Here is a 21,030-nt window from a genome sequence, read left to right as displayed (position 1 = left end):
GATGAAGGGGCCGCCCGCCCCTTCCTCTTGACCCAAATATCCCCGCCGGAGGCGCCTGCCCTTTCGGCAAGCGCTTCGGCTCACAGCTTGTAGATGCCTTCGAATTTCCGCGTGAGATAAGCCAGCAGCGGCGTCTCGGTCGGCTCGGCCCCGCAGGCATGCCGGATCGTCTCGCGCGGCGTGCGCAACCCGCCGTGGACGCGCAGATTTTCGTCGAGCCATTGTTTCGCGGGCGTCGCATCGCCCTCGGCGAGGGCTGCGTCGATCCCGGGCGTAACCGCGCGCATCGCCTCGTCCAGACAACCGGCATAGACATTGCCGAGCGCATAGGTCGGGAAATAGCCGAACAGCCCCACCGACCAATGTACATCCTGCAGGAAACCCTGGCTGGGCTTGGTGACCTTCACGCCGAAATCCTGCTCGAAGCGGGCATTCCACGCCTCTTCGAGATCGGCGACCTCCAGCTTGCCCGAGATCAGATCGCGCTCCAGATCGAAGCGCAGCATGATGTGGAGGTTGTAGTTCAACTCGTCCGATTCCGTGCGGATGAAGCCCATTTCGACGCGGTTGACCAGCGCGTGGAAGGCCTCCCTGTCCATGCCGAGATCGCCGAACGCATCGGTCATGCGCTGGTGCAGCCAGCCGGTGAACGGGGCCGAGCGGCCAAGCTGGTTCTCGTAGATCCGGCTCTGGCTCTCATGCACGCCCATCGAGACGCCATGGCCCAGCGGCGTGAAGCGATAGGCCGGGTCAATCGCCTGCTCGTAGGTGGCGTGGCCGACCTCGTGGATCGTCGAGTAGATATTGCCGAACGGGTCGCTTTCGGAGATGCGGGTGGTGATGCGCGCATCGTCGCCGCCGCCCGAGGAGAACGGGTGGACCGACATATCCAGCCGCCCGCGCGTCCAGTCATAGCCGAAGGCGGAGGCGCATTTACGCGCGAGCCGCAGCTGGGCGTTCTCGGGGAAGACCTTGTCGAAAGGCTGCGGCGAGACCTCCGAGCCCAGCACCCGGTCGCGCAACTCCACCAGCGGGCCGCGCATCCGGTCGAAGACGGTGGCGATTTCCTTCGACGTCGCACCCGGCTCATAGTCGTCGAGCAGTGCGTCGTAGAGATTGCCCTCGGACAGGCATTCCGCCTCTTCGCGCTTCAGGCGCACAACCTCTTCCAGCGTCGGCAGGAAGGCGGACGCGTCCTCGTTGGCGCGGGCCTCGGCCCAGATGCCCTGGGACAGAGAAGTCAGCCGCGCCATCTCGGTCGCGAGGCGCGCCGGGATACGGGTCGCGCGGTTGTAGCTGCGCCCGACCAGATCGAGAATGCGCGCGCTCACCGCGTCGTCGGCCTCGGCGCGGGCCAGCCAGTCTTCGATACGCGGATCGGTGCGGCGCGCATGCAGCACCGATTCCAGCGCCGCGGATTCCTCGGCGCGCTGATCGGCGGCGCCGCGCGGCATCATCACTTCCTGATCCCAGCTCAGCAGCCCGGCGATATTGCCCAGCGCTTCGGTTTCGCGCTGATGCGCGAGCAGGTCCTGATAGGCGCTCATACACGGCCCTCCCGAATGGAACGAACAAGGGGGAAGCGCGCCATGTGACGCGCGCGGATCACGAGGACCCATGTAATAACGGCGCCGAACTGATGGATGAGACCCAGCCACCAGTAATTCACCAGCTCAAGCGCGGTGGTGATGCCCAGCACCATCTGGAAGAAGATCATCGCGGCCATCAGCGCGAAGGCTTCCTTGGTGCGCGGATGGGCCGAGCTGCGCGCGCGCCATGCGGCGTAAAGGCCGGAGGCGAAGACGAGATAGCCGACCATGCGGTGCAGGAATTGCACCAGCGCCGGGTTCTCGAAGAAGTTGCGCCACAGCGGCGTGTAATCGAAGCTCTCCGACGGCAGGAACTGCCCGTTCATCGAGGGCCATGTCGGGAAGGCGAGCCCTGCGTCGATCCCCGCGGTCAGCGCGCCGAGGATGATCTGCACGAAAACCAGCCCGATCAGCACCGAGCCGATCCGGGTCAGGCGCGGTTCGGCCAGTCTACGTGCCTGCAACAGCGCCGATTCCGGGCGCGAGAGTTGCAGCGCGAACCAGGAGATCAGACCAAGGATGATGAAAGCGAGGCCGAGATGCGTGGCCAGACGATAAGAGGCGACCGACGTCATCCGCCCCACGAGGCCCGAAGACACCATCCACCAGCCGATCGCGCCCTGCAAACCGCCCAGTATCCCGAGACTGAACAGTCGACCCGTCCAGCCGGTCGGGATTTTCTTGGTCAGCCAGAAGCCGATGAAGCCGATGAACCAGACCATGCCGATCAGGCGGCCCAGCTGCCGGTGCCCCCATTCCCACCAGAAGATGCCCTTGAACTCGGACACGGTCATGTTCGGGTTCATGTATTTGAACTGCGGGCTCTCTTTGTAATGAGTGAATTCCGCCTGCCAGTCCGCATCGCTCATCGGCGGGATCGCCCCCGAGATCGGGTCCCAGCGCGTGATCGACAGACCGCTATCTGTGAGGCGCGTGGCCCCGCCTACCGCGATCATCGCCACGACCAGCGTGAACAGCACGAACAGCCACATCCGGATCGCGCGGCGCGCGCCGCGCGGCTTGGCGTCGATCATGCCTCCCTTGGGCTCGGCCCGTTTGGCACTGCCCTCGGCTCCGACTTCCTCGAAGATGCTGCGTTTTTCGGCCATGCGTGCGGACCCCCGGCTTGTCTGTCGGCTTTACTCGGCAAGAATTTGCGCGAGGGCAAACTAGGCCGCCCCCTTACCGGGGGCAAGGGGGCGGGAGAGCGCGGGATGCGCGGGCCGAGGCCACTTAGGCGTGATCGCGATGCGTCAGTCGAGATCTTCGCGGACGATGCGATCTTGCGAGACGCCGAGCTCTTTCAGCGTGGCCTCGAGCTCGTCCACCATTTCGTGGGGGCCGCAGACATAGAACTTGCCGCTCTCCTTCTCGACATAGGGCGCGAGGAAGCCGCGATCGATCTTGGCGGTTTGCACGCCCGCGCCGGGATCGTCCTGCTTGGTCACGGTCCAGACGGTCTCCAGCCCCGACATCGACTCGAATTCGTCGCGCAGGATGATGTCGTCCTCCGTCTTGTTGGAGAAGATCAAGCGGCAACCCTCCAGCGTACCTTCGCGGGCCAGTCGGGCGCGCAGGATCGAGATGAAGGGCGTCACCCCCGCCCCGCCCGCGATGAAGGTGCCGGGGCCCTTGTCCTTGATAGCGCCCCACGGGTCGGAGACTTCCACCGCCTCGCCGGGCTTGAGCGTCGCGATCTGCTCTGTCACGCCGTCATGGTCCGGATAGGACTTTATGACGAATTCCAGCGTGTCGCCGTCCACCGGATTTGTGAAGGTGAAGGGACGCTTCTCGTCGGTCCAGCCCTCCCGGGTCAGGTTCAGCTCGACCGCCTGACCGGGGTCGAAGTCGAACCCGTCGGGGCGCGGGAAGACGAGGTGATGCGTGTCATGGGTGACGGGGCTGATACTTTGCAATTCGAGACGGGTGCTCATGAACGGCTCCTTTCGTTGAAGATCGAACGCGAGGCTTTGCGCAGGCGTTCCCATCCGATCCGCGGAATGCGCAAAGAAAAGGGCCGCGCGATTGGATGTCGCGCGACCCTTGGGGATTTCGAGGGGTAGCGGCGCGATCAGAAGCCGAGCGCCGCGCGGATCTGATCGACCACCCCTTCCACGAGTTGCGGATTGTCGCGGGCGCTTTGCACCGCCGTGCGCAACTGCGCCTTCGTGGCCTCGGGCAGCTCGGACGTATCGACGATGTCGATCACCCTGTCGGCGTCGAACCCTTCCACGGTCAGCGCCTTCGCGGCGCTCATCACGCCCTGGCCCTGCACCGGCGTCTGGGTATCGCCACCGCTCGCGGCGCCTGCGGGGGCTGCCGCCTGCGTCGCATTGGTGGCGGCGGCTGCGGCGTCGGCGGCGGCATTCGCGGCTTGGCTGGCGGCCTCGGCGGCTGCTTGCGCCGCAGAACTCGCCCCCTCGATCGCGGTCTCGCTCGCATCGGCCTGCGCGCCGCTGGCGGCGGACGCCGCCGCGTTCGCAGCCTTCGCGGCAGCTTCCGCTGCCGCCGTCGCGGCCTTCGCGGCATCGGTGGCGGCGGCACTGGCCGCATCGCTGGCGGAATTCATCGTGGCTTTTGCAGCCTCGTTCGCAGCCGAAGCGGCGTCCTTGGCGGCGCTGGTCGCGTCGCTCGCCGCCTGCTTGGCTGTATCGGTGGCTTTCGAGACGGTATCGGCAGCGCTCTGGGCGGCATCGGAGGCAGCAGTTTGCGCCTGATCGGCCCCCTTCTTCGCGGCCTCTTTCGCGGCATCCGCCGCATCCGACGCCGCGTTCGAGGCGGCATCCGTCGCGCCTGCCGCCGTGTCCTTCATGCTTTCCGCGGCATCCGAGGCGGCCTGCGTCGCCTTGTCGGCCGCGTCGGAAGCGGCTTGGGTCGCCTTGTCCGCGGCGGCCTTCACCGACTCGCTTGCGGATTTCACCGCATCGCTGGCCTTGTCGGCCATGGTCTTTCCGGCGCTCTCGGCGCTCGTAGCGGCCTTCGGCGTCGCATCGGTCGCTTCGGTTCCGTCCGAGATATCGGTATTCAGGATGATCAGTCCGGCGGCCACCCCCAGCACCACGATCACTGCTGCCACAAGCTTGTTCATCACGCTATTTCCCTTGATTGTCTTGCTCTGCGGGCCCTCTTCGCCCGACCACGATCTTCGAACGCAGCGGCCCGCGAGGCCCGCGATCGCGCGGCAAACGCCTTGGCCCTGCCCGGCGGGACACAACGCAGATCCTCCCTGCCCGGTTCCCGTGCCTTTGCGGTTGAATACGGCGGCACTCGGGACTATCTTTTCCGCCCGAAATTACTCAATGGCTACAGAAGGATTCCCACCATAGCCCGCAGACCCCACAACGCCCCGCCGACCCGTGATACCGGCCCCCGAGTGAACGGACGCATTCGCGCGCCCGAGATTCGCCTGATCGGTGCAGAGGGTGAGAATGTCGGCGTGGTTTCCCCGCGCGAAGCGATGGCCATGGCCGAAGAGGCCGGGCTCGATCTCGTGGAGATTTCGCCCAACGCCAACCCGCCCGTCTGCAAGATCATGGATTTCGGCAAGTTCAAATACGAACAGCAGAAGCGCGAAGCCGAAGCCCGCAAGAAGCAGAAGACGATCGAGATCAAGGAAGTCAAATTCCGCCCGGGCACCGATGTGCACGACTATGACGTCAAGATGCGCAACGTGGTGAAGTTCCTCGAGAACGGCGACAAGGTGAAGGTCACCCTGCGCTTCCGCGGCCGCGAGATGGCGCACCAGGATCTGGGTCTCGAGTTGCTCAACCGCGTCCGGAGCGACGTGGGCGAGTTGGGCAAGGTCGAGAACATGCCCAAGCTCGAAGGCCGCCAGATGGTGATGATGATCGCCCCGGCTAAATAAGCGGCCGAGCCTTCCGAGACGGTTTGAACCCTCCCCTCACCGGGAGGGTTTTTTCATGGCCCGTGGCGGGCGGCGGGCGATTTTCCAGAGGTTGAAGATTAAAGCGCCGCGGGAGGGAGACCCGCGGCGCGTTTGGGGAAAGACGAGGGAGAACGTCTGTTCCTCTGGTCGGGTTCTGTGCGGCGTCGACCGCGTCAGGGAGATCAAGAACCCGATGCACTTGTGATATGGGAGTATCCGTGTGCTGAACTTGACTTAGGTCAAAACTCATCGCGTTTGAACTGCGACAAACTGTTCCAATGGTCACGTTTCTGGCAGGCTCGGTGAGGCGGGCGTGAGGAGAACCACACCCGTCGCCGATCCACCCTCCTGCAAGGCTGTATTTTCGGGCTCTGAGAGCACACGACGCGCTCACGCAAGCGCCTCGCCCCGCGCCGTCATTAGGGGGCATTTTTTGCGGTCTAATCCGCTGTCGCGCGCGCTCCGCCGCGATTGCCCCGGTTTCGCCATTCCCATCGCGCGAAATCGCCCCGTTCGGAGGCGACATCGATTCCCGGACGCGCGGGTTCGCGTGGCCTTTATCGCGTCGCCCCCTGCATGCTAGTTGCAACGAAAGGCAGTTTCGAGATCGACATGGGCAAGCAACGAGTGATCCGGCGCCGGATGGAGGCGCAAACGGGCAAGCCCGCGCTGCTCGACGCGGTGGGCTGGACCGACGAGACCGATCTCGGCCCCCGTCACCATCTGCGCGCCTTCTTCGCCGCCCCTTCGCAGGCCGAGGATCTGAACCTCGACCCGGTGCCGGGCGCCGCGCATCTGGCCGAGGCGCGCAATGTCGCGGGCGCGGCGATGGGGATCTATGAACCGACCGCGCCGGGACCGATCCAGGCCGCGATGGCCGGGCCCGATGGTCCGGTATTGCGTGAGATCACCCCCGCCGCGCCAGATTGGGACATGTTCGAGGGCCGCAACTGTCTGTTCGGGCTTCGGCTGGAGGAAAGCGTCGAGACGGTGCTCGATTGGCTCTGCTGGCATCACGACCATCACGGCGCAACGGGCGCGGTGATCGTGAACCGCGCGCCCGAGGGCAGTCCGGCAGGTAGCGGCGAAGCTTTCGCCGACGCGCTGGAGGCGGGCATGGCGCTGCGCGAGCTGGACCTGCCGGTCGCGATCCTTGAAAGCCCGCTGCCGCTCGGCAAACCGGGGATGGGACCGGAGAACCATGTCTTCCTCGCCCCGGACGCGCCCGGCAAGGACCGGATGGAGCCGCCCGCCCCCGATCCGCAGCTGAGCCCGCTGGGTCAGGCGCTGATCTTCGAGATCGCGAAATGGCGGTTCTTCGCGAAGGCGGCCTCGGTGCTGGTGCTCGACGTGACCGATCTTCTGGCGACGCGCGAGCCGGGCCAGCCCTCGGCTTTCGAGGCCACGCAACAGGCCGAGAACGGCGTGATCCTTCTGGTGGGCCGCCGAATCTACCCTTGGCGCGTGCGCAACGATCAGCCCGCGCGCTTTCCCGACCATATCTGCCGTCAGTTCGACGCCCGGCGCGGCATCGCGCGCTGGGGCTGCGCGCCGACCAAGGCCGGACTGGACAATACGTGGCGGCTGCTGCGCGTCAGCTATTGCCGCCCCGATCCGGGGCTGACCTATGGCTTCTGGCGCGCGATGGCGCTGCGGGTGCCGGGCACCTCGCCCGCGGAACTCGCCCCCAAGACCTCGCTGGTGGAAGACCCGCGCCTGCTGCAGATGTCGCGCGATGTCTGGGGGTTCAAGCCGGTGCGCCCACCGGTCTCCAAGGTGAAGGACGCGCCCGCGCAGGCGATCGAGGCGGGCCGCACCGCCATCGTCACCACGATGAAGAACGAAGGCCCCTTCATCCTCGAATGGATCGCCTATCACCGCGCGATCGGGGTGGACGATTTCCTCGTCTATACGAACGACTGCACCGACGGCACCGATACGATGCTCGATCTGCTGCAGGCCAAGGGCTACGTCCAGCACCGCGAGAACCCGTTCCGCACGATGGTCGATATGAAGCCCCAGCACGCGGCGCTGGCGGCGGCGGAGACCGAGCCGGTGATCACCAAGGCGGGCTGGTCGATCTGCATGGATGTGGACGAGTTCATCAATGTGAAGATCGGCGACGGCACGCTGAAATCGCTGTATAAGGCGATGGGCGAGGCGAACATGATCTCGCTCACCTGGCGGCTGTTCGGCAATAACGACGTCCACGCATACGAGGACAGCTTCATCACCGGGCAATTCACCCGCTGCGCCCCCGAGATCGTGCGCAAACCGCATCAGGCCTGGGGCTTCAAGACGCTGTTTCGCAATATCGCGCTCTACAAGAAGCTGGGCGTTCACCGCCCCAAGGGGCTGAACCCGGACCTCTGGGATCAGGTGAACTGGCTCAACGGCTCGGGCCAGCCGATGCCGCGCGAGATGTTCCGCAATGGCTGGCGCTCGACGCTCGACACCTACGGCTATGACTGGGTGCAGCTGAACCATTACGCGGTGCGCTCGGCCGGGAGCTTCCTCGTGAAGCGCGACCGCGGCCGGGTGAACCATGTCGATCGCGATCAGGGGCTGAACTACTGGTTCCGGATGAACCATAACGCGGTCGAGGATCGCTCGATCCAGCGGATGCTGCCTGCGGCCCGCGCCGAGTTCGACCGGATGATGGCCGATCCCGAGATCGCGGCGGCGCATCACCACGCTGTCGCCAGCCACCGTGCGAAGATCGCGGAGCTGATGGCGCGCCCCGACCAGCGGGAGTTCTACGAGACGCTGACATCGGAGCGGTTCGAGGCGCTCTCGCGGATGCTGCATGTCTTCGGCTCTGCCGTGTTCAACACCGGCCCGCACGTAATCCCCGACGACCTGCATGCCCGAAACCTGCCCGCGGATTTCTTCTTTACCGTCGAAGCTCCGGACGAGGCCGCGCACTAGGCGCGCCGCCTTTACCCAAGCGCGCCCTGACCTAGCTTTCCGGTCAAAGGAAAGGATACCAAACATGGCACGCATTTTCGTCATCGGCGCGACAGGCGGCGTCGGGCATCGGCTGGTCCCGCTTCTGATCGACGCAGGCCACGAGGTTACGGCGCTGCACCGCAAACCCGAGCAGGCCGACAGCCTGCGCGCGATGGGCGCGACGCCCGTCCAAGGCGATCTGATGGAACTCACCGCGGGCGATTTCGAACCGATGTTCGAGGGACAAGACGCGGTCGTCTTCTCGGCGGGGGCTGCAGGCTCCGGGCTCGAACGCACCACCCGGATCGACGGCGACGCGCCGCTCGACGTGATCGCCGCGATGAACCGGATGAGCGTGCCGCGGCTCTACCTCGTCTCGGTCTTCCCCGATGCCGGGCGCGGCAAGGAGATCAAGCCGGGCTTCGAGCATTACATGCTGGCGAAGAAAACCGCCGATGCCGCCGTGGTGGCGAGCGGGGTCGACTATGTCATCCTGCGCCCCGGCACCTTGATGGATGAGGATGGCGACGGGCGCGTGGCGCTGGCCCATGCGCTGAATTACGGCTCGGTCGCGCGCGGCCATGTCGCGGCGGTGCTCGCGGCCCTGATCGACACCCCCGAGGTGAGCCGTGAAATCCTCGAGCTGACCGACGGCAACGAAGAGATCGCTGCAAGCGTGGCAGCCCTGCCGCGCCGCGTCACCGTGTGATCCCAACCACTTGCGAGCGCGCGCGGCCCCTCTAGAGTGGCGCAATGCGTGCGCTCGCGATCACATCCGTCAAGAATGAAGGCCCGTTTCTGCTGGAATGGCTGGCCCATCACCGCGCCATCGGCTTCACGGATTTCCTTGTCTTTTCCAACGATTGCGACGACGGCACCGATGCGATGCTGGATCGGCTGCAGGAGATCGGCTGGCTGACCCATGTGCCCAATCCCGGCCCGTGGAAGGAAGGCCCCCAATGGGCCGCGCTCAAACAGGCCGATGCCCATCCGCTGGTGGCGCAGGCCGACTGGATCGCGGTGATCGACGTTGACGAATTCGTCACCATAAAGACCGGCGAAGGCACGCTGGACGCGCTGATCGAGGCCGTCCCGCAGGCGACCGCTTTCGCGATGACATGGCGACTCTTCGGCAATTGCGGCGTGGTCGGCTTCGAGGATCGCCCCGTCACGCAGCAATTCCCCCGCTGCGCGCCGCCGGACATGCTCTGGCCGTGGCGCGCCTCGATGTTCAAGACGCTGTTCGCCAATACCGGCGCCTATGCCAAGCTCGGCGTCCACCGCCCCCGTGCGCCACAGGACGACAAGCTGGCAGGCACGCTCTGGGTCGACGGATCGGGCCGCAAACTGCCGCCGCACTATCAGCGCCAGAAGCTGTTCACCCCGCCCGGCAGCGCGCCCTACGACCTCGTGCAGCTCAACCATTACCCGCTGGGGTCGATGGAAGGCTACCTCGTGAAATGCGACCGGGGCCGGTCGAACCGGCGGGCCGGCGACTTCGACATGTCCTACTGGGTGGAGCGCAATTTCTCGGAGGTGGAGGACGATTCGATTCGTCGCCACGATGCGGGCACGCAGGACGCTCTTACAGAGCTGAGCGCCGATCCCGAGCTGACCCGCCTGCACAATGCGGCAGTTCTGTGGCGCAAGGAGCGGGCCCGCACGCTTTTGCGCGAAGAAGCCTACCGCGGGCTTTTCGGCCGGCTTCTCCTGTGCCCGCCGAGCCGCCCGCTCTCGCCTCAAGCCGCTAAGCTCATGGTGCGCCTTGCAAAAGCGGCCGCGACCGAAAACCCGTAAACAAACATCCGAAAATGGGCCAATTGTCGCCTGTTAAGAAATGTGGCGGCAGATTCCTCGCTTGGCTCCTATTTGTGCCCCTTTCTTGCGGTGATACGTTGGGAGAGCAGAATTGGCGGTGTCCCGCCCGCATCCGCAACCCGCGAGATGCGCACGAAAGCTGAAAGAGGCGAAGGTGAGCAAGGCAGACACGGAGTGGCGCGCACGGCTGGAAGAGATCGCGGACGAGACCGGCTATTACGAGCCGCTCGGCGCCGATCACGAGGTGCTGTTCCATGACGACTCGCCCGTCCTGATCGTCAGCTTCGAGACCCGAGCCCAGATCGAGGCCGATGCCGACGAGGCCCTGCCCTTCGGCTACAAGATCGCCCGCGACGAAGGCTGGTCCGCGCTCAGCGTGATCGCTTCGGACGAAAGCTGGTTCCGGGATTCGGCGGTCTATGCCTATTTCGACCGACTCGTCGACGAGGCCTTCTTCGAAGATTTCGACCGGGTGGTCTTCTACGGTGCGGGCCCCGGCGGCTACGCGGCGGCGGCTTTCTCGGTCGCGGCGCCCGGCGCCACGGTGGTCGCGCTCGCCCCGCAGGCGACGCTCGATCCGACGCTCGCGGGCTGGGACGACCGTTTCCCGCAGACCCGCCGCATGTCCTTCACCGATCGCTACGGCTTCGCGCCCGAGATGCTCGACGGCGTAGCGCAGGCGTTCATATTCTATGACCCGTTCGAGCGACTCGACGCGATGCACGCAGCACTGTTCGCGCGGCCTTGCGTATCCTTGATGCCCTGCCGGCATATCGGCCCGGACCCGGCGACGGCGCTGCTCGACATGGATATTCTCGACGAGGTACTGATCGCCGCTGGCGCTGGCAAGCTGACCCCGTCGCTGTTCTGGACTTTCTTCCGCGCGCGGCGGCTGTCGAGACGCTATGTCTTCCGCCTGCTCGACCACCTGCGGAGGGCGCGCCGTCCGGTACTGGAGGCGATCATGTGCCGCGCGGTCGGGACGAGCCAGAACCGCCCGAAATTCCGCAATCGCTACGAAGCGCTCGCACAGAAGCTCGCCGAAGAAGGGATCGAGTTGCCCGAGCCGTTGCAACGCGCGGGCGCCGCCTGAAACCCCGAACAGTATTGCAGACATGTAAAAAGGGCGCGCCCCGACGGGGGCACGCCCTTTTTCAATACGTGGCGCTTCGGCGCCCCGGACCGGGTTCAGATGTAGAAACGGTCGCGGAACACGTGGCGCACGATGCCGTCACGGGTCAGACCCATATCGGCAAGCTCAGCGTCGCTTTTCGCGTCGAGCGCGCGGATTTGGTCTTGGCGCGACTGGCGCTCCATGTAGGCGACGAGGCCTTGTGCGATTGCTTGGCCCATACGAGCGAAGATCGATTGTCCGCCATGGGCGGTGGTAACGAATGCCATGGAAACCTCCTGAGGGTTTAGCGTACAGGTTCGTTTCCTCCCTTGGCGATGAACTTAGGTCAGCCTCGCTGCCTCTACTACCGCCATCTGCGCATCCCCGCCATGCATATGCTGCAGCGCGGCATGCGCGCACCCTCTGGATTCGCGCGCGACCTCGGGCTAAGGACTTTTCCCATGAACTCGATCACCCTGCCCCGCCCCGATGACTGGCACCTGCATCTGCGCGATGGCGCGATGCTGGAAGGTGTCGCCCCCGAAACCGCCCGCGATTTCGCCCGCGCGATCATCATGCCGAACCTCGTGCCGCCGGTGGTGCGCGGGGACGATGCCGCCGCCTATCGCGAGCGCATCCTGAAGGCGCTGCCGGAAGGGAGCGATTTCGAGCCGCTGATGACGCTCTACCTGACCGAGAAGACCGACGCGGAAGACGTGGCCAGAGCCGCAGCCTCCGGACTGGTCAAGGCGGTGAAGCTTTATCCGGCGGGCGCCACGACGAACTCCGATTCCGGTGTGCGCGATTTCGACAAGGTGCGCGGCGTGCTGGAGAAGATGGCCGAGATTGGCCTGCCGCTTTGCGTCCATGGCGAAGTGACCCGCCCCGAAGTCGACATCTTCGACCGCGAAGCCGTGTTCATCGAAACCGTGCTCGACCCGATCCGGCGCGCGACGCCCGGTTTGCGCGTGGTGATGGAGCATATCACCACCAAGGACGGCGTCGATTACGTCTCCTCGCAGAGCGAGGACATGGGCGGAACGATCACCACGCATCACCTGATCATCAACCGCAACCATATCCTCGTGGGCGGGATCAAGCCGCATTACTACTGCCTGCCGGTCGCCAAGCGCGAGACGCATCGGCTGGCGCTTGTCGCCGCCGCGACCTCGGGCAATCCGCATTTCTTCCTCGGCACCGACTCTGCGCCGCATGTCGACGCGGCCAAGGAAAGCGGCTGCGGCTGCGCGGGCTGTTTCACCGCGACCAACACGATGCCGCTTCTGGCGCATGTGTTCGAGGCCGAGGGCGCTCTCGATAAACTGGAGGCCTTCGCCTCGCGCAACGGCCCCGCCTTCTACCGGCTTCCGGTCAACGAGGCGACGCTCACGCTCGAGAAGACCGACCAGCCCAACAACTGGCCCGCCAAGATCGAGACCGGCGCGGGCCCCGTCACCCTCTTCGATCCGGGTTTCCCGGTCCATTGGCATGTAAAACGCTGATCTTCGCCTTGGCGCAAATATCCCCGCCGGAGGCTCCCAGGCCCGCCGGCGGACGCTCCGCGGGGGATATTTAGACCAAGCCGAAGCCAGTCTTGATAAGGACGAGATGATGATCCCCAGCTCCTTCCCCAGCAAAGAAGAAATCGCCCGCCTGACCGCGCGGATGCTTCTGGAAATCGAAGCGGTGCATTTCAACGCCGACGAGCCCTTCACGCTCGCCTCCGGCCTGCCCTCGCCGACCTATATCGATTGCCGCAAGCTGATCTCCTTCCCGCGTATCCGCTCGACGCTGATGGATTTCCTCGCCGTGACGGTGATGCGCGAAGCCGGCTTCGAGGCGTTCGACAATATCGCGGGCGGCGAGACGGCGGGCATCCCCTTCGCCGCGATGGTGGCGGAGCGTCTGGCGCTGCCGATGACCTATGTGCGCAAGAAGCCGAAGGGCTACGGGCGCAACGCGCGCATCGAAGGCGCGATGACCGAGGGCCAGCGCGTGCTCTTGGTCGAGGATCTGACGACCGATGGCGGCTCGAAGTTGAGCTTCGTCGATGCGATCCGCGACACCGGCGCGACCTGCGGCCATACCGCGGTGATCTTCTATTACGGAATCTTCCCCGAGACGGTCCCGAACCTGCGCGAGCATGGCGTCGAGCTGCATCACCTGTGTACCTGGTGGGACGTTCTGGCCGAGGCGCGCGAACAGGGCAGCTTCTCGAAAGAGACGCTCGACGAGGTCGAAGCCTTCCTGAGCGATCCGCGCCCGTGGCAGGACGCGCGCAAGGGCTGAAACGGCCCGAGATTTCTGTGGATGAAGCTGTGGATGCTCTGGGGAGCATTTTCGCCCGCGACTCTCGCTAATCGCGCCCTCTCGCGAAATGTGGTAGGTTCGGTCGCGACCGCACACTATAAATTCCGGAGACTCCGCTGAAACAGCGGGGTTTTCCCCAATCTTATCCAGATTCCTATTCCCCCCGACTGCGGTTAAAAGACCGCCTGAGGGACGGGGACACCGAGGCAGGAACATGAACGATCAGGCACAACGCCCCGATGAGGGGCAGCCCGGAAATTTGCCCGCAGAGGGCACCGCGCTGCCCCATAATATCGAAGCCGAACAGCAGCTTCTGGGTGCGATCCTCACGAATAACGACATCTTCGACCGGATCGCCTCCGTCATCAAACCGGAGCATTTCTACGAGCCGGTCCACCAGCGAATCTACGAGGTGGCGGCGGCGAAGATCCAGAAGAACGCGCTCGCCTCGCCGGTGACGCTGAAAGCCTATCTCGAGGACGATGCGGGCCTTCAGGAACTGGGCGGGCCAGCCTATCTGGCGCGTCTGGCGGGGGCGGCAATCTCGGCCTATGCGGCGCGCGACTACGCGCTGATGATCTACGAGATGGCGGTGCGGCGCGGGCTGATCGAACTGGGTCAGGACATCTCGTCGCGCGCGGGCAAACCGCAGATCGACGACGATCCGAAAGAGCAGATCGCGGCGGCCGAACAGCGGCTCTACACCTTGGCCGAAGAGGGTCAGGCGCAGAAGGGCTGGACCTCGTTCCTGTCGGCTGTGACCGAGGCCGTGCAATCGGCCAATGCCGCCTATCAGCGCGATGGCGGTCTGGCGGGCGTCTCGACGGGGCTACGCGATCTCGACAAGAAGCTCGGTGGCTTCCACCCTTCGGATTTGCTGATCCTCGCGGGGCGTCCCTCGATGGGGAAAACCTCGCTTGCGACCAACATCGCCTTCAACATCGCCAAGGCCTACAAGAAGGGCATGCGCCACGACGGGGTCGAGGGCGCAATCGAAGGCGGCGTTGTCGGGTTCTTCTCGCTCGAGATGAGCGCGGAACAGCTGGCCGCGCGTATCTTGTCCGAAGCCTCCGAAGTGCCCTCCGAGCGCATCCGGCGCGGCGACATGACGGAGAGCGAATTCCGCCGCTTCGTCGAGGCCGCGAAAGCGCTGGAGAAATGCCCGCTCTATATCGACGACACGCCCGCCCTGCCGATCGGTCAGGTCGCCGCGCGCTGCCGCCGGCTGAAGCGGACGCACGGGCTCGACGTGGTGATCGTCGACTACCTGCAGCTGCTGCGCGGCTCGGGCCGGGGCGATAACCGTGTGCAGGAGATCGGCGAGATCTCGATGGGTCTGAAGGCCATCGCAAAGGAATTGAACATCCCCGTGGTCGCGCTGTCGCAGCTGTCGCGGACGGTGGAAAGCCGCGAGGACAAGCGCCCGCAGCTTTCCGACCTTCGGGAATCCGGCTCGATCGAACAGGATGCCGACGTGGTGATGTTCGTCTATCGCGACGAATATTATCACGAACGCCTCAAGCCACCGGAAGACGACCCGAAATTCGCCGAATGGATGCAGAAGGCCGAGCGCGTACACGGCAAGGCCGAGGTGATCCTCGGCAAGCAACGTCACGGGCCGATCGGCACGGTGGAATTGGCCTTCGAGAGCCAGTTCACGCGCTTCTCGGATCTCGCCAAGCCTTGGCAGGGCGACGGCAGCGAAGGGTTCTGATCGGGGTAGCGGGGGGCTCTGCCCCCGTCCCTTGCGGGCCTCCCCCGGGATATTTGCGCAAGCCCGAAGGACGACCTCCGAGATAGGAATAATCGAGCAGAAACGAGAAAGGGGGGCGAGCGCCCCCCTTTTACTGTCGGTCGGATTTTGACGCGTGGTGCGCTCAGTAGAGGCCGCCTGCCGAGAGCGAGCCGAAATCGGCCTTCTTCTTCGGAATGACCTTCTGCTGACCCGTCGAGGTGGTGACCGTGGTGGAGCCCGCGTCGTCACGCTCGCCCTGCGCGAACAGAGGCAGGTTGGAGCCCATCGCGAAGCCGCCATCGACGACCAGCGAGCCGAGGCCCGACATGTCCTGACCGGGGCGCAGATATTCGGCTTGGACGAATTCGCCGGTGGCGGAGTCGGACAGACGCTCGCCGGTATAGCGGTTGAACTTGGCCCAGGTGCCACCCGGCGGAACCTTGAACTTCGAGCCGCCGAATTCCTTGATCGCCTCGCGCATGAACTCGTTGAAGACCGGGACGCAGAGTGTACCGCCATAAGCGTGACGGCCCAGCGAGCGCGGGTTGTCGTAGCCCATGTAGCACGAAGCCACGATGTTCGAGCTGAAGCCGGTGAACCAGACGTCTTTCGCGTCATTCGTGGTGCCGGTCTTGCCCGCGATCGGAACCGGCAGGTCGACGCCGTAGCCGGAGCCGCGCTTCACCACGCCCTCCATCAAGGAGATCATCTGGTAGGCGGTGATCGGGTCGATGATCTGGTCGCGGTGGCTGACGATCTTCGGGCCCTGCCCCTCGGGCAGGTTCGGATCGTCGCAATTGTCGCAGCTGCGCTGGTCGTGACGGTAGATCGTGCGGCCGTAGCGGTCCTGCACGCGGTCGACCAGCGTCGGCTCCACCCGCTCGCCGCCATTGGCGAACATCGCGTAGGCCGAGATCAGGCGGAACATCGTGGTTTCCTGCGCGCCGAGCGCGTTGGCGAGGAAGCGGCGCATATGGTCGTAGACGCCGAATTTCTCCGCATAGGCGGCGACCGTGTCCATGCCGATTTCCTGCGCGATCCGGATCGTCATCAGGTTGCGCGAATGCTCGAGACCGGTGCGCATCGGCGTCGGGCCGTAATACTTGTTCGAGGCGTTCTTCGGGCGCCACATGCCCTGCGGCGTGTTCACCTCGATCGGCGCGTCGACCACGATCGTCTCGGGCGAGAAGCCGGAATCAAGCGCCGCCGCGTAGACGAAGGGTTTGAAGTTCGAGCCCGGCTGGCGCATCGCCTGCGTCGCGCGGTTATAGACCGAAGCCTGATAGGAGAAGCCGCCCTGCATCGCCAACACGCGGCCGGTATTCACGTCCATCGCCATGAAGGCGCCTTCGACCTTCGGCACCTGGCGCAGCGTCCAGCGGATGAAGGAGCCGTCGCTATCGCTCGTCATCGCACGGACCTCGACCACGTCGCCGGTCTCCAAAAGGTCCTGCGCCTGCTTCGCGCGCGGGCCGAGCTTGCCGTCCTCTTTCAGCTTGCGCGCCCAGGTCACGTCTTCCGGCGGAATCCAGTGGCCGTCTTTGTCTTCCTCGATACCCTCGATGCCGATCCGGGCCGAGCCGCCCTCGAAGCCCAGCACCACGGCCGGGTGCCATCCCTCGATGTCGCGCGGCGCCTTCGCGGTCGAGACATCGTCGAGCGCGGCGCGCCAATCGGCTTCTTTCTTCAGCTTGTCCTCGGCGATCTTCGCGCCGGTGCCGCGCCAGACGCCCTGCTCGCGGTCATATTTCTCCAGCGCGTGCTGCAGCGCCTTCGTCGCATGGGACTGAAGATCGGGGTTCACGGTCGCGCGGATGGTCAGGCCACCGCCGAAGAATTCCTCTTCGCCAAAGCTTTTCGACAGCTGGCGGCGGATTTCGTCGGTGAAATAGTCGCGCGGCGGAAGCTGCGCGCGGAACGGGGCGTAATCGCCGTTCTGCACGGATTTCAGCGGCTTGTTCTGCTCCGCTTCCATCGTCGCCTTGTCGATGCGGCCATCCTCGTACATCCGGCGCAGCACATAGTTGCGGCGATCCACGGCGGTTTTGTAGTCGCGCACGGGATGCAGATCGGCGGGCTTCTTCGGCAGCGCCGCGAGATAGGCGGCCTCGCTCACCGTCAGATCGGCGAGCGGCTTGTTGAAATAGGTCTGCGCCGCGGCAGCGACCCCGTAGGAGTTTTGGCCGAGATAAATCTCGTTGAGATAGAGCTCGAGGATACGGTCCTTGCTCAGCACATGTTCGATGCGCGAGGACAGGATCAGTTCCTTGATCTTGCGCTCCACCGAGCGGTCCGAGGACAGAAGCAGGTTCTTCGTCACCTGTTGGGTGATCGTCGAGGCCCCGCGCACGTCGCGCCCGCCCGATTTCACGGCGGTGAACATCGCCGCGGCGATCCCGCGCGGGTCGAAACCGGGGTGGATGTAGAAATTCTTGTCCTCCGCCGAGACGAACGCGCCCTTCACCCGGTCGGGAATGTCGCGGATCGGCACGAAGAGGCGGCGCTGCTCGGCGAATTCGTCAATCAGGCGGCCGTCGCCGTTATAGATGCGCGAGATGGTCTTGGGGCGGTATTGCGCAAGCTGGTCGTAGCTCGGCAGATCGCGCGAATAGATCCAGAAGATCGCCCCGATGGTGAGCGCCGCAAAGAACAGCCCGGTCACAACCCAGGAAAACACGCCGCCGATCGAGCCGAGAATGAAACGGATCACAGATACACCCCTTGCCTCGGGGCAGTTTACCCCATCGCGCCAGCCTATACATCGCGCCTTCGTGACGGTCAAAGTAATGTGCGCTCACGCTTCCGAGAAGACGCCGCGTGGTCATAATCTCGCCGAATGGGCGGATGACCGCGCGTCAGACCTGGAAAAACACGCGATTACTGGCGCAAAAGCTTCGCCTCGGCGGCATCGGCCTGCGCCCAGGTCTCGACACCCTTGGTGATCGCCGCAGCCATCCGGGCGCGCCAGTCGGGGTCTTTGAGCCGCGCCCGATCGGCAGGCGACGACAGGAAACCCAGCTCCACGAGGACGGACGGAATATCGGGCGATTTCAGCACCGAGAAATTCGCGCCCTGCACCGGGCGTTTGTGCATATGCAGCCCCGCTCCCTTGATCGCGCCCGCCAGCACCTGCGACAGCCGGACCGAGCGCGGCTGCGTGTCACGCCGCGCCAGATCTACGAGGATATGGGTGATCGCATCGCCCTGCCCGTTCAGATCGACACCTGCAAGGATATCGTCGCGGTCGTGGCGCTGGACCAGCTTGCGCGTGGCCTCGGTTTCGGCGTGATCGTCGAGCCGGTAGATCGTGGAGCCCGTCGCCCGCCCCTCGGCGATGGAATCGGCATGGAGCGAGATGAAGATATCCGCCCCCGCCGCACGCGCGACCGTCACGCGGGTCTCGAGCGGCACGAACACGTCCTGATCGCGCGTCATGACCACCTGCATCCCCGCGCGGCGCATCGCGTCGCGCAGCTGACGCGCGAAGCCGAGCACGATATCGGCCTCATGCGCGCCGCCATCCTCCGCACCCGGATCGATGCCACCATGGCCGGGATCGAGCACGACCTTCAGCGGCCGCGTCCCATCCTGACGGCGGTGCGGCGCGGGTGTCGGCGCGGGCTGCGGCAAGTCCCAGAGCGCGGAATCGGCTGCCCCCTTGCGCGGGGTGAACTTGGCAGCGGGCACTTTCTTTAGAGTCAGCGCGATTTGCGGGTCGCCCTTGGTGCGCTCTTCGGAGCTCACGAGGCGCATCGGATGGGCCAGCTCGGCCACCATCCGCGACCAGCCGGGCCGGAACTTGCCCCAGCGCAGACCTTTGATCGCATCGCTGCCTTTCAGCAGATTTTCAGGTGGGTTGGCCCCGAAATTCAACTCGCGGAAGTCGATGACCAGCCGGTAGGGATCGGCCAGCAGAAAGGCGCGATACGGCACCGGCTGGCTGATCCCGAGCGTGATCGCGAGCTTGTCGCCGCTTTGCGCGATCTGGCTGCGCGCGGGTGCGTATTGCGCCAAGGCCGACAGATCCTGAGCCCGCGCAGGCAGAACCAGCGCGAGAGACATCGCGAGAAGAAGAATGAACCGCCCGATCATACGCGCCCCGTTTTTATGCGCTTTCGTTTTGCGGGCACTATAGCGATCGGGTTCGCGCGGAGCAAAGGGCGAATGGGGCCGCCCTTGGCAGGGGCGACCAGCCCGGGCCGCGCCCGACCCTCCCCAATGGCAGGGCGCAATGGCGATGTCACCTCGAGCACGACCAACTTGCGGGCCTGCGGGATAAAGCGCCCGGCCACCCACGATACGACGCGCCCACCCAAGGGTCGGGCGCACCCCTCATCGCAACCTCAGCGGTTCTCCATGAAGCTCCGCAGCCGTTTGATCCCCTCCGCCACCCGCTCGGGGCTTTGCGCGTAGGAGAAGCGGATGGTCTGGGCGCCGCGATGGGGGTCGAAATCCATCCCCGGCGTGACCGCCACCCCGACGCTCTCGAGGATTTCCGCGGCGAAAGCGGCGCTATCCTCGGTCAGCTCCGACACATCGGCATAGAGGTAGAACGCCCCGTCGGGCGGCGCGATCCGGGTGAAGCCCATCTTCGGCAGCTCTTCGAGCAGCATCTGCCGGCTCTGCCCGTAGCGCGCGACATTCTCGGCCATCTCGTCGAGGCTCTCGAGCGCGCCCAAGGCTGCAACCTGACTCGCATGAGGGGCGCAGATGAACATGTGCTGCGCGAGACGCTCCACGGTGCGCAGATGGCTTTCCGGCACCACCATCCAGCCCACGCGCCAGCCCGTCATCGAGAAATATTTCGAGAAGGAATTGATCACGAAGACGTCGTCGCTGATCTCCAGCGCCGAGACCGCACGGCCCTCATAATGCAGCCCGTGATAGATCTCGTCCGAGATGAAAGCGATGTCGCGGGCCTGACAATGCTCGATCAGCGCCTGCAGCTCCGGCTTGCCCAGCATCGTGCCTGACGGGTTGCCCGGCGAGGCCACGATCAGCCCGGCCAGATCGTCCGGGATTTCCTCGGGCGTCGGCTGGTAGCGGTTTTGCGCCTCGGTCGGAATGCCCACCGGCTCGATCGAGAGCGCCTTGAGGATCTGGCGGTAGCTCGGATAGCCCGGCTCGCCCAGACCCACCTTGTCGCCGACGTCGAACAGCGCCGTGAAAGCCAGCTGGAACGCCCCGGAAGATCCCGAAGTGATGACCACGCGCGCGGGATCCAGATCGATGTCGTACCAACGCTTGTAGAGCTTCGCGATCCCCTCGCGCAGATAGGGCAGCCCCAGCGCAACGGTGTAGCCCATCGGCTGGCTCTCCAGCGCCTCGGCCAGACGGCGCTTGGCGGCTTTGGGTGCGGAGGTGCCCGGCTGGCCCACTTCCATGTGCACGATGTCGCGGCCCGCAGCCTCCGCCTCGGCTGCCATGCGCAGCACATCCATCGCGATGAACGGTTCCACCTGCCCGCGTTTCGACTGCCGCATCCTGCCAACTCCTTGCCGCTTGAGATTTCGCCCAAGGGGTTAGGCCGAAGCCGCCCGAGCGTCAATGCGCCCGCATTTCGCCCTGCGCGATAACGCCCACTTGATCCCGCGCGTCCGAGCGGTCAGTTTGCTTGCGAACCAACAGG

At 65.2% G+C, this 21,030-nt stretch carries 16 protein-coding genes; 8 read left to right on the top strand and 8 right to left on the bottom strand.

Going from position 1 to position 21,030, the window contains the following annotated elements; all coding sequences use genetic code 11:
* Nucleotides 1–80 precede the first annotated feature (80 nt).
* The 4 genes from B6V76_RS00790 to B6V76_RS00775 all read right to left on the bottom strand — a co-directional run bounded on the left by B6V76_RS00790 (nucleotide 81) and on the right by B6V76_RS00775 (nucleotide 4,677).
* A complete protein-coding gene (locus B6V76_RS00790; protein ID WP_088726427.1) occupies nucleotides 81–1,547 on the bottom strand; it encodes a carboxypeptidase M32 in 1,467 nt (488 codons plus the stop codon).
* A complete protein-coding gene (gene ctaA / locus B6V76_RS00785) occupies nucleotides 1,544–2,698 on the bottom strand; it encodes a heme A synthase (RefSeq protein WP_088726426.1) in 1,155 nt (384 codons plus the stop codon). Before ctaA ends, B6V76_RS00790 begins: the two co-directional genes overlap by 4 nt.
* Nucleotides 2,699–2,842: 144 nt before the next feature.
* Nucleotides 2,843–3,523 (bottom strand): FAD-binding oxidoreductase, encoded by a 681-nt coding sequence (locus tag B6V76_RS00780; RefSeq protein ID WP_088726425.1) that lies wholly within the window; start codon nucleotides 3,521–3,523, stop codon nucleotides 2,843–2,845.
* 137 nt (nucleotides 3,524–3,660) lie between these two features.
* Nucleotides 3,661–4,677: a hypothetical protein gene (locus B6V76_RS00775; RefSeq protein WP_088726424.1), complete on the bottom strand. Its 1,017-nt coding sequence runs from the start codon at nucleotides 4,675–4,677 to the stop codon at nucleotides 3,661–3,663.
* 234 nt (nucleotides 4,678–4,911) lie between these two features.
* Between B6V76_RS00775 and infC the strand changes: the two genes are divergently transcribed.
* The 5 genes from infC to B6V76_RS00750 all read left to right on the top strand — a co-directional run bounded on the left by infC (nucleotide 4,912) and on the right by B6V76_RS00750 (nucleotide 11,335).
* Complete coding sequence (infC, locus tag B6V76_RS00770) at nucleotides 4,912–5,454, top strand: translation initiation factor IF-3 (RefSeq protein WP_075775147.1); 543 nt, start codon at nucleotides 4,912–4,914, stop codon at nucleotides 5,452–5,454.
* A gap of 633 nt (nucleotides 5,455–6,087) precedes the next feature.
* A complete protein-coding gene (locus tag B6V76_RS00765) occupies nucleotides 6,088–8,403 on the top strand; it encodes a glycosyltransferase family 2 protein (protein ID WP_088726423.1) in 2,316 nt (771 codons plus the stop codon).
* 64 nt (nucleotides 8,404–8,467) lie between these two features.
* A complete protein-coding gene (locus B6V76_RS00760; protein WP_088726422.1) occupies nucleotides 8,468–9,133 on the top strand; it encodes an SDR family oxidoreductase in 666 nt (221 codons plus the stop codon).
* Nucleotides 9,134–9,177: 44 nt separating this feature from the next.
* Nucleotides 9,178–10,221 (top strand): glycosyltransferase family 2 protein, encoded by a 1,044-nt coding sequence (locus tag B6V76_RS00755; protein WP_088726421.1) that lies wholly within the window; start codon nucleotides 9,178–9,180, stop codon nucleotides 10,219–10,221.
* 175 nt (nucleotides 10,222–10,396) lie between these two features.
* Nucleotides 10,397–11,335: a phosphoadenosine phosphosulfate reductase gene (locus B6V76_RS00750; protein ID WP_240497662.1), complete on the top strand. Its 939-nt coding sequence runs from the start codon at nucleotides 10,397–10,399 to the stop codon at nucleotides 11,333–11,335.
* 95 nt (nucleotides 11,336–11,430) lie between these two features.
* On the opposite strand, the gene B6V76_RS00745 is transcribed toward B6V76_RS00750, so the two are convergent.
* The gene (locus B6V76_RS00745; RefSeq protein WP_075775077.1) at nucleotides 11,431–11,643 is read right to left on the bottom strand and encodes a DUF1127 domain-containing protein; all 213 of its coding nucleotides are present in this window, start codon (nucleotides 11,641–11,643) and stop codon (nucleotides 11,431–11,433) included.
* Nucleotides 11,644–11,817: 174 nt separating this feature from the next.
* On the opposite strand from B6V76_RS00745, the gene pyrC reads away from it, so the two are divergent.
* The 3 genes from pyrC (at nucleotide 11,818) to B6V76_RS00730 (ending at nucleotide 15,380) form a co-directional block, all read left to right on the top strand.
* Nucleotides 11,818–12,858 carry a dihydroorotase gene (gene pyrC, locus B6V76_RS00740; RefSeq protein WP_088726420.1) on the top strand — a complete coding sequence of 347 codons (1,041 nt, stop codon included), beginning with the start codon at nucleotides 11,818–11,820 and terminating at the stop codon, nucleotides 12,856–12,858.
* 109 nt (nucleotides 12,859–12,967) lie between these two features.
* Complete coding sequence (locus B6V76_RS00735) at nucleotides 12,968–13,645, top strand: orotate phosphoribosyltransferase (RefSeq protein ID WP_075775149.1); 678 nt, start codon at nucleotides 12,968–12,970, stop codon at nucleotides 13,643–13,645.
* Between the two features lie 235 nt (nucleotides 13,646–13,880).
* Nucleotides 13,881–15,380 (top strand): replicative DNA helicase, encoded by a 1,500-nt coding sequence (locus B6V76_RS00730; protein ID WP_075775079.1) that lies wholly within the window; start codon nucleotides 13,881–13,883, stop codon nucleotides 15,378–15,380.
* A gap of 163 nt (nucleotides 15,381–15,543) precedes the next feature.
* On the opposite strand, the gene B6V76_RS00725 is transcribed toward B6V76_RS00730, so the two are convergent.
* From B6V76_RS00725 to B6V76_RS00715, 3 genes are all read right to left on the bottom strand, one after another.
* On the bottom strand, nucleotides 15,544–18,111 hold the full coding sequence (locus B6V76_RS00725) for a PBP1A family penicillin-binding protein (RefSeq protein ID WP_088726419.1): 2,568 nt from the start codon (nucleotides 18,109–18,111) through the stop codon (nucleotides 15,544–15,546).
* Nucleotides 18,112–18,278: 167 nt separating this feature from the next.
* Nucleotides 18,279–19,493: an N-acetylmuramoyl-L-alanine amidase gene (locus tag B6V76_RS00720; RefSeq protein WP_088726418.1), complete on the bottom strand. Its 1,215-nt coding sequence runs from the start codon at nucleotides 19,491–19,493 to the stop codon at nucleotides 18,279–18,281.
* Nucleotides 19,494–19,744: 251 nt separating this feature from the next.
* A complete protein-coding gene (locus B6V76_RS00715) occupies nucleotides 19,745–20,884 on the bottom strand; it encodes an aminotransferase class I/II-fold pyridoxal phosphate-dependent enzyme (RefSeq protein WP_088726417.1) in 1,140 nt (379 codons plus the stop codon).
* Nucleotides 20,885–21,030 lie beyond the last annotated feature (146 nt).

This window comes from Thioclava sp. IC9 (assembly GCF_002213225.1).
GTDB classification, from domain to species: Bacteria; Pseudomonadota; Alphaproteobacteria; order Rhodobacterales; family Rhodobacteraceae; genus Thioclava; species Thioclava nitratireducens.
This window is presented reverse-complemented; position numbering and strand designations above follow the sequence as displayed.